Source organism: Streptomyces sp. NPDC059166, from assembly GCF_042755185.1.
Classification (GTDB): Bacteria; Actinomycetota; Actinomycetes; order Streptomycetales; family Streptomycetaceae; genus Streptomyces.
In genome coordinates this window covers 31,349-43,394 of record NZ_JBHZCI010000019.1, presented here as the reverse complement: position 1 = coordinate 43,394, position 12,046 = coordinate 31,349, and the positions used below count along the sequence as shown (strand labels likewise).

Here is a 12,046-nt window from a genome sequence, read left to right as displayed (position 1 = left end):
GGCCGGACGGTCAGGCCGCCTCGGTCAGGCCCTCCGGCCCGCGGAACGCCCGCCGGTAGGTGTTCGGCGTCGTGCCCAGTACGCGTACGAACTGGTGGCGCAGCGCCGCCGCGTTCCCGAACCCCGTCCTCCCCGCGATCGTGTCCATGGTCGCGTCGGAGGTCTCCAGCAGGTGCTGCGCCAGCAGCACCCGCTGCCGCAGCAGCCAGCGGTAGGGCGTGGTCCCGGTCTCCTGCTGGAAACGGCGGGCGAAGGTCCTGGGCGACATGTGGGTCTGCGCCGCCAGCTGCTCGACGCTCATCTCCTGGTCGAGGTGGCCCTCCATCCACGCCAGCGTCTCGCCGACCGTGTCGCAGCGGTTCCTGGGCAGCGGGCGCTCGATGTACTGCGCCTGGCCGCCGTCGCGGTGCGGCGGGACCACCATGCGGCGAGCGATCGCGTTCGCGACGGCGGGGCCGTGGGCCTGGCGGACCAGGTGCAGCGCCGCGTCGATCCCGGACGCAGTGCCGGCGGAGGTGACGACCGCCCCGTCGTCCACGTAGAGCACGTCCGGCTCCACGCGCGCCCCGGGGAAGCGCCGGGCGAGCTGCTCCGCGTAGCGCCAGTGGGTGGTGCAGCGGCGGCCGTCCAGAAGGCCGGCGGCGCCGAGGAGGAAGGCGCCGGAGCAGACGCTCATCACCCGCGCTCCGCGTGCCACGGCCCTGCGCAGGGACTCGAGCGCCTCCTCCGGGAACTCCCGCTCGGTGAATCCCCTCCCCGCGGGCACCGCGACGAGATCCGCCTCCTCCAGGCGCTCCAGCCCGTGCGGGGTGCTGATGGTGAAACCCGCATGCGTCCCGAGGGTGGACCCTCCGGCCGAGACGACCGCGAAGTCCTGTACGGGCAGGCCCTCCTCGGAGCGGTCGAGGCCGAACACCTCGCACAGCACGCCGAGTTCGAAAGGGTTGACCTCATCGACCAGCAGGACGGCGACATTCTTCAGCATGGCGGCAGTATGGCAGTAATTCGATGGTGCATGACAGTCCTGCCACTGCCGTGAGGGCGTCGGCCGGGCGACAGTGGAGCCATGAACACATTCCTGAGCTACCTGTCCATAGCGGCACTTTTCGCCTTCGTCACGCTGCCCGCGCTCGTCGGGCTCGCGCGGGAGCGCCGGATCTCCCGCGAGCTCCGCCAGGCCAGACGACAGCGGGAGGCGGAGCCCCCGGCGACGGCCGGCGCCGCGCGGCCTGTCACGGCCACGCGGCGTCCCCCGCTGAGAAGCTGGGCGAGGACCTGAGGGCCGTCCCGCCGGGAACTGCGGGACAGCCCTGAAGGTCCTTCGTCCGGACCGGGCCGGATCAGGGTGCGGCACCAGGGCACGCGAGCCCGGCGTGGTCCGAACGAGAGGACCTAGAAGTCGTCGTCGAAGCCGACGGTCCCCTCCACGGCCACCTGGTAGGCGGAGGGGCGGCGCTCGAAGAAGTTCGTCAGCTCCTGGACACCCTGCAACTCCATGAAGGAGAACGGGTTCTGCGAACCGTAGAGGGGCGGGAAGCCGAGCCGGGTGAGCCGCTGGTCCGCGACACACTCCAGGTACTCGCGCATCGACTCGGTGTTCATGCCGGGCAGGCCCTCGCCGCACAGGTCGCGGCCGAACTGCAGCTCCGCCTCGACGGCCTCCTTCAGCATGTCGGTGACCTGCTGCCGGAGCGCGTCATCGAAGAGATCGGGCTCCTCCTTGCGGACGGTGTCGACCACCTCGAAGGCGAAGTTCATGTGCATCGTCTCGTCACGGAACACCCAGTTGGTGCCCGTGGCGAGACCGTGCAGCAGACCCCGCGAGCGGAACCAGTAGACGTAGGCGAACGCCCCGTAGAAGAACAGCCCCTCGATGCACGCCGCGAAGCAGATCAGGTTCAGCAGGAAGCGGCGGCGGTCCGCCTTCGTCTCCAGCCGCTCGATCTTCTCGACCGAGTCCATCCACCTGAAGCAGAACTGCGCCTTCTCACGGATCGAGGGGATTTCCTCGACTGCGTCGAACGCCGCCGCCCGGTCGTCCGGGTCGGGCAGATAGGTGTCCAGCAGCGTCAGGTAGAACTGGACGTGCACGGCCTCCTCGAACAGCTGCCGGGACAGGTAGAGCCGCGCCTCGGGGGAGTTGATGTGCTTGTACAGCGTGAGCACCAGGTTGTTCGAGACGATCGAGTCACCGGTCGCGAAGAACGCCACCAGCCGGCCGATCATGTGCTGCTCACCCGGCGACAGCTTCGCGAGGTCGGCCACGTCCGAGTGGAGGTCCACCTCCTCCACCGTCCACGTGTTCTTGATCGCGTCCCGGTAGCGCTCGTAGAAGTCCGGGTAGCGCATGGGCCGCAGGGTCAGCTCGAAGCCCGGGTCGAGCAGGTTCTTCTCTTCGTTCGTGGTGCTCATCACTGGCAGGCCTCGCAGGACTCGGGGTTTTCGAGGGAGCAGGCGATCGCCTCCGCGTCGGGGGCGGACGCCTGCTGTACGGGGACGGGGGCGACCGCCGCCTGACCGGACGCCGCGCGGGCGATCCGGGTGGCCGGGCGGGAGCGCAGGTAGTACGTCGTCTTCAGCCCCTGCTTCCAGGCGTACGCGTACATCGAGGAGAGCTTGCCGATCGTCGGCGTCTCCATGAACAGGTTGAGCGACTGGCTCTGGTCGAGGAACGGCGTACGGGCCGCCGCCATGTCGATCAGGCCGCGCTGGGGGATCTCCCACGCCGTGCGGTACAGCGCCCGCACCTCCTCGGGGATCCAGGCGAAGCCCTGCACGGAACCACTGGCCTCGCGCAGCGCCTCACGGGTACGGGCGTCCCACACGCCGAGCCTCTTCAGCTCGTCCACCAGGTAGGCGTTGACCTGGAGGAACTCCCCGCTGAGCGTCTCGCGCTTGAACAGGTTGGAGACCTGCGGCTCGATGCACTCGTACACACCGGCGATCGAGGCGATCGTGGCGGTCGGCGCGATGGCGAGCAGCAGGGAGTTGCGCATACCGGTCCTGGCGACCCGGGCGCGCAGGGCCTCCCAGCGCTCCGGCCAGTTCAGCTCGGTGGCGTAGTGGTCCGGGTGCAGCACACCGCGGGCGGCCCGCGTCTCCGACCAGGCGGGCAGCGGGCCGGACCTCTCGGCGAGGTCGCAGGACGCCTCGTAGGCGGCGAGCATGATCCGCTCGGAGATCTTCGTGGAGAGCGCCCGGGCCTCCGGGGAGTCGAAGGGCAGCCGCAGCTGGAAGAAGACGTCCTGGAGCCCCATCGCGCCCAGACCCACCGGCCTCCAGCGGGCGTTGGAGCGGCCCGCCTGCTCGGTCGGGTAGAAGTTGATGTCCACGACCCGGTCGAGGAAGGTCACCGCGGTGCGGACGGTGGCGTCCAGCCGCTCCCAGTCGACGGAGCCGTCGGCGACGAAGGCGCCCAGGTTGACCGAACCCAGGTTGCAGACCGCGGTCTCGCCGTCGTCGGTGACCTCGAGGATCTCGGTGCACAGGTTCGAGGAGTGCACGACCCGGCCGGGCTCGGCCGTCTGGTTCGCGGTCCGGTTGGAGGCGTCCTTGAACGTCATCCAGCCCTGGCCGGTCTGCGCGAGGGTCCGCATCATCCGGCCGTACAGCTCGCGCGCCGGCAGAGTCCTGCGGGCCAGGCCCTTCGCCTCCGCGGCGCGGTAGGCCGCGTCGAACTCCTCGCCCCACAGGTCGACCAGCTCGGGGACGTCGGCCGGGGAGAACAGCGACCACGTCCCGTCCGCGTCGACCCGGCGCATGAACTCGTCCGGGATCCAGTGCGCCAGGTTCAGGTTGTGCGTACGGCGCTGATCCTCACCCGTGTTGTCGCGGAGCTCCAGGAACTCCTCGATGTCCGCGTGCCAGGTCTCCAGGTAGACCGCCGCGGCGCCCTTGCGGCGACCGCCCTGGTTCACCGCCGCCACCGAGGCGTCCAGCGTCTTCAGGAACGGGACGATCCCGTTGGAGTGCCCGTTGGTGCCCCGGATCAGCGAACCCCGTGCCCGGATGCGGGAGTACGACAGGCCGATGCCGCCCGCGTGCTTGGAGAGCCGTGCCACCTGGTGGTAGCGGTCGTAGATGGAGTCCAGCTCGTCCTTGGGCGAGTCCAGGAGATAGCAGGACGACATCTGCGGGTGGCGGGTGCCGGAGTTGAAGAGCGTGGGGGAGGAGGGCAGGTAGTCGAGCCGGTTCATCAGGCCGTACAGCGCGGCCACCTCGCCCAGGGCGCGCTCGGAGTCGTCCTCGGCGAGCCCGGCGGCCACCCGCAGCATGAAGTGCTGCGGGGTCTCGACGACCTCCCGGGTGATCGGGTGGCGCAGCAGGTACCGGCTGTACAGCGTCCGCAGCCCGAAGTAGCCGAAGCGGTCGTCGGCGCCGTCGGCGAGCGCCCCGTCCACGAGGGCGTCGAGGGCGTCGGCGTGCAGCGAGACGAACCCGGCCGTGCGGTCCGCGATCAGGCCCTCACGGTGGCCGACGGCGACCGAGGCCGAGAAGGAGTCCGCGCCCTGGCCGGCCGCCTCGTCCGTGATGGCCAGGGTCAGGAGCCGTGCCGCCAGCCGGGAGTAGGCAGGGTCCTCCGAGATCAGACCGGCGGCGGCCTCGGTCGCCAGCCCGCGCAGCTCCGCCTCGTCCGCCCGGGCGCTCCGGCCGCGCAGCGCGGCGGCGGCGACCCGTCCGGGGTCGGTGTCGGGCAGGTCGGCGGTGAGGGCGGTCAGGGTCCGCAGGAGAGCGGTCCCGGGCGCGTCGGTCGTGAGGCCTTCGGATTCCGCTGCTGAAACCGGATCGGCTGGCGCGATGGTCACTGGGGCTTTCCCTCGCTCGGCTCGGGGCCTGCGGGAGCGGGGCAGCCGGGCACGGCGAGGCCCGGAGGGCAGCGCGGCGCGCGGCGTCCACCGGCCTTCCGCGAGGCCCGGACGTCTCGGCGCCCGGTTCGGTCGAGCCGGGCGCGCTGTCGACAGGTCCTCGGACTTCACGGGTGTGCGCAGGCACACCGGTCACACCGTTGCGGGACAGTTCCGGACTCACACCGGATTCCCCTGCGACGACAGCGAGGTCGAGCATACATGTGGGGGCTGCCGGTTGGAGCGGCCCCCACATGTTGTGTCGTGCGATCAGAGATCGAGCCGGTACGTGAGGAGTGGGCGGCCCGGAAGCGGGTTCCAGTCCCGGTCGGGAGTCCGTACGAAACCGAGGCGGCCGTAGAGGCGATGGGCCCCGAGCATGGCCGGATGCGTCGACAGGACGATCCTCGACAGCCCGGCGGTACGTGCCCGTTCGACGCACGCCCGTACGAGCGCCTCGCCGGTGCCCCGCCCGCGGGCCCGGGCGGCCACGGCCAGCATCCGGAACTCGGCCTCGCCGGGCCGGGCGATGTCCGCCCACGGGCTGCCGGGCGGGACGTAGGTGACGCCTCCCAGCAGCCGCCCGCGGGCATCGGACGCGACGAGCACCTCGGCCTCGGCGGCCCGCCGGCCGATCGCCCGGAGCTGCTCCAGGTAGGGGTCCTCGTCACCGAAGTCCAGAAGTGCGTCGCCGAGATAGGCCTGGGCCGTGATCTCGCCCAGCTCCTCGTACTGAGAGGGCCCGACCGGCCCGATCGACACGTCCATGGGAGCAGTCTCGCGCGTCATGGCGGATCTGCGCCCGGGTTCGCGGGGCGGGCCGCACATGAGGCGGCCCCGGCGGGAACTCGCTCCCGCCGGGGCCGCCTCGGGGCCGGGGTCAGTGACCGCCGGGGGCGCCCGCCGTGGCCGGCGGGAGCTCCGCCTTGACGCCGGGGTCGCCGATGTCCGCCGTGTAGTCGGACGGCGAGGTCTCGTCCACACCGGCCGGGGCCTTCATCGCGTTGAGCACGAAGGTCAGCACGACCACCACGACGACGTTCAGCACGAACGCGGTGAGACCGATGTAGCCGATCTCGCCGATGCCGGGTATCTCCTTCGAGGAACCGCCGAAGTGCTTCTGCGTCGGGCTGGCGACCCCGTACGCGGCCGCCGTGCCGTAGATCATGCCGACCGCCCAGCCGGCGATCAGGGCCCAGCGGTGGAACCAGCGGGTGAACAGGCCGCCCACCAGGGCCGGCATGGTCTGGAGGATCCAGATCCCGCCGAGCAGCTGGAAGTTGATCGCCACCGTCTTGTCCATGGTGAGGACGAAGACGAGCGCACCCACCTTGACCAGGAGCGAGACCAGCTTGGAGATCTTGGTCTCCTGCTCGGGCGTCGCGTCCGGCTTGAGGAAGTCCTTGTAGATGTTGCGGGTGAAGAGGTTCGCCGCGGCGATCGACATGATCGCGGCCGGGACCAGCGCGCCGATCCCGATCGCGGCGAACGCCACGCCCGCGAACCAGTCCGGGAACATGTTCTCGAAGAGCTGCGGAATCGCGAGCTGGCCGTTGTCCACCTTGATCCCGGCGGCGATCGCCATGAAACCGAGCAGCGCCAGCAGACCCAGCATCAGCGAGTACAGCGGCAGGATGGTGGTGTTGCGCCGGATCACCTCACGGCTGCGGCTGGAGAGCGTCGCCGTGATCGAGTGCGGGTACATGAAGAGCGCCAGCGCCGAGCCCAGCGCCAGGGTGGCGTAGCCCCACTGGCCCATCTCCCCGGGCACCAGTCCGGCGACGGGCTTGCCCGCGGCCTCGTTCTTCGCCGAGAACGCCTCGCCGGCCTTGGCGAAGATGTCGTCGAAGCCACCGAGCTTGATCGGGATGTAGATGATCGCCACCGCGATGACCAGGTAGATCAGGCCGTCCTTGACGAACGCGATGAGCGCGGGCGCGCGCAGCCCCGACGAGTACGTGTACGCGGCGAGTACGGCGAACGCGATCAGCAGCGGCAGGTCCTTGACGAACCAGTGCGTGGTCTCGCCACCGCCGACGCCCATCACGTCCAGTACGGCCTGGATGCCGACCAGCTGGAGCGCGATGTACGGCATCGTGGCGAGGATCCCGGTCAGCGCCACCGCCAGCGAGAGCCCCTTGGACCCGAAGCGGCCGCGGACGAAGTCCGAGGTGGTGACGTAGCCGTGCTTGTGCGAGACGGACCACAGGCGCGGCAGGAAGGTGAAGATGAGGGGGTAGACCAGGATGGTGTACGGGACGGCGAAGAAGCCGGACGCCCCCGCAGCGTAGATCGCCGCGGGTACCGCGACGAAGGTGTACGCCGTGTAGAGGTCACCGCCGAGCAGGAACCAGGTGACCCAGGTGCCGAACGACCTTCCGCCCAGGCCCCATTCGTCGAGGCTGGCCTCGTTCTCGGCCTTGCGCCAGCGCGCGGCCATGAACCCGATGACCGTGACGGCCAGGAAGAAGAAGATGAAGACGGCGAGCGCGACGCCGTTCACGCCGTCCTTCATGCCGACGCACCCCCCTTGCGGGCGCGCTGGTCACGCTGCCACAGCTTGTACGCGATCATCGTGAGCGAGGTCGACAGGAGGACCCACAGCATCTGGTACCAGTAGAAGAACGGGATGCCGATGAAGGTCGGGTCGACCTTCGCGTACGAGCCGACCCAGAGCATCGCGACGAACGGCGCGAGCAGACAGAGCGCGATCACCACCCTCATGGGTGTCACTACCGGTGGTTTCGCATCGATTTCATCTGGCATGTGGCGACTCCGTCCCCTCGCTGATCACCTGGTGTAATGCGCAGGAAATCTAGGCGAGAGCCCCGGCCACCGTCACCCCCCGTCCGCATTGCGGTCCTGCAACGTTCCGGTGTCGCCCGAAACGACTGATCCCCCCGCGGGAGCAGGGGAATCGGCGACGCGGAAGGGGCCGGAAGAGCTCAGTCGACGGGGCGCTTCAGACGGGCGACGAACTTGTACCGGTCGCCCCGGTACACCGAGCGCACCCACTCCACCGGCTCGCCGTCCCCGTCGATCGAGTGACGGGACAGCATGAGCATCGGCAGACCCACGTCGGTGCCGAGCAGTCCGGCCTCGCGAGGCGTGGCGAGAGAGGTCTCGATGGTCTCCTCCGCCTCCGCCAGCCGCACGTCGTACACCTCGGCGAGAGCGGTGTAGAGGGAGGTGTACTTCACCAGCGAACGGCGCAGCGCGGGAAAGCGCTTGGCCGAGAGATGGGTGGTCTCGATGGCCATCGGCTCACCGCTGGCCAGGCGGAGCCGCTCGATCCGAAGGACCCGGCCGCCGGCCGTGATGTCCAGCAGTCCGGCGAGCGTGTCGTCCGCGGTCACATAGCCGATGTCCAGCAGCTGCGAGGTGGGTTCGAGGCCCTGGGCGCGCATGTCCTCGGTGTACGAGGTGAGTTGCAGGGCCTGGGAGACCTTCGGCTTGGCGACGAAGGTGCCCTTGCCCTGGATGCGTTCCAGCCGGCCCTCGACCACCAGCTCCTGGAGTGCCTGGCGCACCGTGGTGCGCGAGGTGTCGAACTCCGCGGCCAGGGTCCGCTCGGGGGGTACCGGAGTGCCGGGAGGCATGGTGTCCGTCATCTCGAGGAGATGACGCTTGAGCCGGTAGTACTTGGGGACGCGCGCCGTTCGCGCGCCCGCACCCGCCTCGCTCGTACTGCTGGCCCCGTCGGCACCCATGGCACGCCTTCCCGACTGCTGCGCTGCTGCCGTCACCGGCTCCTCCGTCTGTCGCGGCTCACATGGTGGCACGGTCCGGTCACGGCTCGTCGCCCTCCCTCAGGTGTCGGTCCGATAACGGACGCGAGTGCACTTCTTATACACCCTTGACACCCCTAAAGGTCTAGGCCAAGCTCCCGGTACTGGTCTAAACCATTAAAGACCAGGTCCCAGCCCCACAGGTAGCGCCAGGCGTACGTCCTCGCGGGTGGGTGGGGGGGTTGCAGCACCCTGAGGAGGGTTTGGCGTGAAGCGCAAGCTCATCGCGGCGATCGGCGTCGCGGGCATGATGGTCGGCATCGCAGCATGTGGCTCCGACGACGGCGGCAGCGACAGCGGCAAGCAGGCAGGTCCGGACAGCTACAAGGGGCAGACCCTGACTGTCTGGGCCATGGACGGCTCGACGCCTGAGCAGTGGCAGAAGGATCTTACCGCCGAGTTCGAGAAGAAGACAGGCGCCAAGGTCAAGTTCGAGGTCCAGCAGTGGAACGGTATCCAGCAGAAGCTGACGACCGCCCTGTCCGAGGAGAACCCGCCGGACGTCTTCGAGATCGGTAACACCCAGACCGCCGCCTACGCCAAGACCGGTGGCCTCGCCGACCTCGGTGACCTCAAGTCGGAGATCGGCGGCGACTGGGCCGCCAACCTGAACGAGGCCTCCGTCGTCGACGGCAAGCAGTACGCGGCCCCGTGGTACTTCGCCAACCGCGTGGTCATCTACAACAAGTCGGTCTTCGCCGAGGCGGGCGTCACCGAGACCCCCAAGACCCGTGACGAGTTCTTCGCCGCTCTCGACAAGATCAAGGCGAAGGGCAAGGCCGAGCCGCTCTACCTGCCCGGCCAGAACTGGTACTTCTTCGACGGCCTCACCATCGGCAAGGGTGCTGAGCTCATCAAGAAGGACGGGGACAAGTGGGTCTCCAACCTCGCCGACCCGAAGATCGGCGAGGCGATGGACCTGTACAAGAAGTACCAGGCCTACTCCAAGGCCCCCAAGGACAAGGACGAGGCGACCCCGCAGCAGGCGGACGTCTTCGCCAAGGGCAAGACCGGCGCCTTCATCGGCATGGGCTGGGAGGCCGGCACGGCCATCGCCGCCAACCCGGCCATCGAGAAGGAGATCGGCTACTTCACCATTCCGGGTGACAGCGCCGACAAGCCCGAGGGTGTCTTCCTCGGCGGCTCCAACCTCGCCGTCGCCGAGGGCAGCTCCAAGCAGGAACTCGCCAAGGAGTTCCTGAAGATGGCGCTCTCCGACAAGTACGAGGGCCAGCTCGCCAAGCTGAACGGCGTCATCCCCAACAAGGAGTCGCTCAACACCAACCTGACCGGCAACCCGGTCGCCGAGGCCGCCGCACCGTCCGCCAAGGTCGGTGGCACCACGCCGCTGATCCCCGAGTGGGCCGCGGTCGAGAACGCCCCGAACCCGATCAAGACCTTCATGACGGCGGTCCTGACCGGCAAGTCGAACGCCGAGGCCGCCAAGCAGGTCGAGGCGGAGTTCAACAAGCGCCTCGCGCAGAAGCAGTAAGGCCGAACTGCCGGGGACGGATTCCGACCAGGAGTCCGGCCCCCGGCAGTCGACGTGTGTCCCATGGTGCCGAGAAAGAGATGGCGAGCATGACCGTGCAGACCGAACGGCCGCCTTCAGGTCCGACGGACGTGGTGAAGGGGACCGGCGCAGAGCCGGGCGGAGCCTCGGCGGCCCGCCGCAGAGCGGGTGAGGCCGCCCCGTACCTGCTGCTGATCCCCCCGGTGGCAGTGACCCTGGTGTTCCTCGGCTGGCCCCTGGTCAAGAACGCCCTGCTGTCGTTCCAGAACCTCAACATGAGGCAGCTGATCCAGCACCTCACGGAGTGGAACGGGGTCGACAACTACAAGGAGATCCTCGGCAGCGCGGATTTCTGGAACGTCACCGTCCGGTCGATCGTCTTCGCGGGCGTCAACGTCGTCCTGATCATGATCTTCGGCACGCTGATCGGCCTCCTGCTGGCCAGGCTCGGCAAGCGGATGAGGATCACCCTGCTGATCGCCCTGGTCCTCGCCTGGGCCATGCCCGTCATCGCCGCGACCACCGTCTTCCAGTGGCTCTTCGCCTCCCGGTTCGGTGTCGTCAACTGGGTGCTGGACAAGATCGGCTTCCACTCGATGGCCGACTACAACTGGACCGGCACCCAGTTCTCCACCTTCTTCGTGATCACCATCCTGATCGTCTGGATGTCGATCCCGTTCGTCGCGATCAACCTCTACGCGGCGACCACGACCATCCCCAAGGAGCTCTACGAGGCCGCCGCGCTCGACGGAGCCAGCGCCTGGAAGAGCTTCACCTCGGTCACCATGCCCTTCCTGCGGCCCTTCCTGTTCGCGACGACCTTCCTCGAAGTGATCTGGGTCTTCAAGGCCTTCGTCCAGGTCTTCGCGATCAACGAGGGCGGACCGAACCGGCTCACCGAGATCCTGCCGGTCTACGCCTACGTCGAGGGCGTCGGGAACCAGCACTACGGCATGGGGTCGGCGATCGCGCTCCTGACCGTCGTGATCCTGCTCCTGCTGACCTCGTACTACCTCCGGATCGTTCTCAAGCAAGAGGAGGACGAGCTGTGAAGCGCTCGGCTTCGTCGTCAACGTTCAGCCGCGTCTGGCCCAACGCCACGGCGGTCCTGCTGGTCGTCGGCCTCCTGTTCCCCGTCTACTGGATGTTCGCGACGGCGTTCAAGCCGACGCCGGACATCGTCGCGGACGACCCGGTCTGGTTCCCCACGAACGTCACGTTCCAGCACTTCCAGACCGCCGTGAACGCGGACAACTTCTGGACGCTGGTCAGGAACTCCCTCACGGTCACCGTCCTCGCCGTGGCCTTCTCGCTCATCCTCGCGCTGGCCGGCTCGTTCGCCCTGGCCCGGATGCGGTTCAAGGGACGCAAGGGCTTCGTCATCGGCTTCATGGTCGCGCAGATGGCGCCCTGGGAAGTCATGGTCATCGCGATCTACTTCATCGTCCGCGACGCGGACATGCTCAACAGCCTGATCCCGCTGACGCTCTTCTACATGGTCATGATCCTTCCCTTCACCCTCCTGACGCTCCGGGGCTTCGTCGCCGCGGTGCCCAAGGAGCTGGAGGAGTCCGCCATGGTGGACGGCTGCACCCGGCCCCAGGCGTTCGTGAAGGTGATCCTGCCCCTGCTCGCCCCCGGCCTGATGTCCACCTCGATGTTCGGCTTCATCACCGCGTGGAACGAGTTCCCCCTGGTTCTCGTCCTCAACAAGCAGGCGGAATCCCAGACCCTGCCCCTGTGGCTGTCCCAGTTCCAGAGCCAGTTCGGCGACGACTGGGGCGCCACGATGGCCGCCTCCTCGATCTTCGCCGTCCCGATCCTCATCCTCTTCGTCTTCCTGCAGCGCAAGGCCGTCAGCGGGCTGACCGATGGCGCAGTGAAGGGATAACACGGCTGCC

At 68.6% G+C, this 12,046-nt stretch carries 11 protein-coding genes and 1 riboswitch; of the genes, 4 read left to right on the top strand and 7 right to left on the bottom strand.

All coding sequences use genetic code 11. The annotated features are described in order from the left end of the window. Positions 1 to 10: 10 nt before the first annotated feature. The gene (locus ACFXOA_RS16485) at positions 11 to 985 is read right to left on the bottom strand and encodes a GlxA family transcriptional regulator (protein ID WP_385027985.1); all 975 of its coding nucleotides are present in this window, start codon (positions 983 to 985) and stop codon (positions 11 to 13) included. 81 nt (positions 986 to 1,066) lie between these two features. On the opposite strand from ACFXOA_RS16485, the gene ACFXOA_RS16480 reads away from it, so the two are divergent. After that, a complete protein-coding gene (locus tag ACFXOA_RS16480; RefSeq protein ID WP_385027982.1) occupies positions 1,067 to 1,279 on the top strand; it encodes a hypothetical protein in 213 nt (70 codons plus the stop codon). A 113-nt stretch (positions 1,280 to 1,392) separates the two neighbouring features. Here the strand turns inward: ACFXOA_RS16480 and ACFXOA_RS16475 are convergent, their stop codons facing one another. From ACFXOA_RS16475 to ACFXOA_RS16450, 6 genes are all read right to left on the bottom strand, one after another. Then, positions 1,393 to 2,412 (bottom strand): ribonucleotide-diphosphate reductase subunit beta, encoded by a 1,020-nt coding sequence (locus ACFXOA_RS16475; RefSeq protein ID WP_385027979.1) that lies wholly within the window; start codon positions 2,410 to 2,412, stop codon positions 1,393 to 1,395. Next, positions 2,412 to 4,805: a ribonucleoside-diphosphate reductase subunit alpha gene (locus tag ACFXOA_RS16470; protein ID WP_385027976.1), complete on the bottom strand. Its 2,394-nt coding sequence runs from the start codon at positions 4,803 to 4,805 to the stop codon at positions 2,412 to 2,414. The genes ACFXOA_RS16475 and ACFXOA_RS16470 overlap by 1 nt, the downstream gene beginning before the upstream one ends. A gap of 133 nt (positions 4,806 to 4,938) precedes the next feature. Beyond that, positions 4,939 to 5,076, bottom strand: a riboswitch (cobalamin riboswitch). Between the two features lie 38 nt (positions 5,077 to 5,114). After that, positions 5,115 to 5,612 (bottom strand): GNAT family N-acetyltransferase, encoded by a 498-nt coding sequence (locus ACFXOA_RS16465; protein WP_385027973.1) that lies wholly within the window; start codon positions 5,610 to 5,612, stop codon positions 5,115 to 5,117. A gap of 112 nt (positions 5,613 to 5,724) precedes the next feature. Continuing rightward, complete coding sequence (gene mctP, locus ACFXOA_RS16460) at positions 5,725 to 7,359, bottom strand: monocarboxylate uptake permease MctP (protein ID WP_385027970.1); 1,635 nt, start codon at positions 7,357 to 7,359, stop codon at positions 5,725 to 5,727. Further along, positions 7,356 to 7,610 (bottom strand): DUF3311 domain-containing protein, encoded by a 255-nt coding sequence (locus tag ACFXOA_RS16455; protein ID WP_385027967.1) that lies wholly within the window; start codon positions 7,608 to 7,610, stop codon positions 7,356 to 7,358. Before ACFXOA_RS16455 ends, mctP begins: the two co-directional genes overlap by 4 nt. 179 nt (positions 7,611 to 7,789) lie before the next feature. Then, positions 7,790 to 8,554 carry a GntR family transcriptional regulator gene (locus ACFXOA_RS16450; RefSeq protein ID WP_385028205.1) on the bottom strand — a complete coding sequence of 255 codons (765 nt, stop codon included), beginning with the start codon at positions 8,552 to 8,554 and terminating at the stop codon, positions 7,790 to 7,792. Between the two features lie 286 nt (positions 8,555 to 8,840). Here ACFXOA_RS16450 and ACFXOA_RS16445 point away from each other — a divergent pair, with 286 nt between their 5' ends. The 3 genes from ACFXOA_RS16445 (at position 8,841) to ACFXOA_RS16435 (ending at position 12,036) form a co-directional block, all read left to right on the top strand. Then, positions 8,841 to 10,124: an extracellular solute-binding protein gene (locus ACFXOA_RS16445; protein WP_385027964.1), complete on the top strand. Its 1,284-nt coding sequence runs from the start codon at positions 8,841 to 8,843 to the stop codon at positions 10,122 to 10,124. A gap of 89 nt (positions 10,125 to 10,213) precedes the next feature. Continuing rightward, positions 10,214 to 11,197: a carbohydrate ABC transporter permease gene (locus tag ACFXOA_RS16440; RefSeq protein WP_385027961.1), complete on the top strand. Its 984-nt coding sequence runs from the start codon at positions 10,214 to 10,216 to the stop codon at positions 11,195 to 11,197. Beyond that, on the top strand, positions 11,194 to 12,036 hold the full coding sequence (locus ACFXOA_RS16435; protein ID WP_385027958.1) for a carbohydrate ABC transporter permease: 843 nt from the start codon (positions 11,194 to 11,196) through the stop codon (positions 12,034 to 12,036). The genes ACFXOA_RS16440 and ACFXOA_RS16435 overlap by 4 nt, the downstream gene beginning before the upstream one ends. The last annotated feature ends 10 nt before the right edge of the window (positions 12,037 to 12,046 follow it).

Excerpts from the sequence above, each read along its gene's own strand:
- ACFXOA_RS16440 (WP_385027961.1), top strand. The coding sequence starts at position 10,214 with ATGACCGTGCAGACCGAACGGCCGCCTTCAGGTCCGACGGACGTGGTG.
- ACFXOA_RS16465 (WP_385027973.1), bottom strand. The coding sequence starts at position 5,612 with ATGGACGTGTCGATCGGGCCGGTCGGGCCCTCTCAGTACGAGGAGCTG.
- ACFXOA_RS16475 (WP_385027979.1), bottom strand. The coding sequence starts at position 2,412 with ATGAGCACCACGAACGAAGAGAAGAACCTGCTCGACCCGGGCTTCGAG.
- ACFXOA_RS16480 (WP_385027982.1), top strand. The coding sequence starts at position 1,067 with ATGAACACATTCCTGAGCTACCTGTCCATAGCGGCACTTTTCGCCTTC.
- ACFXOA_RS16450 (WP_385028205.1), bottom strand. The coding sequence starts at position 8,554 with ATGGGTGCCGACGGGGCCAGCAGTACGAGCGAGGCGGGTGCGGGCGCG.
- ACFXOA_RS16455 (WP_385027967.1), bottom strand. The coding sequence starts at position 7,610 with ATGCCAGATGAAATCGATGCGAAACCACCGGTAGTGACACCCATGAGG.
- mctP (WP_385027970.1), bottom strand. The coding sequence starts at position 7,359 with ATGAAGGACGGCGTGAACGGCGTCGCGCTCGCCGTCTTCATCTTCTTC.
- ACFXOA_RS16485 (WP_385027985.1), bottom strand. The coding sequence starts at position 985 with ATGCTGAAGAATGTCGCCGTCCTGCTGGTCGATGAGGTCAACCCTTTC.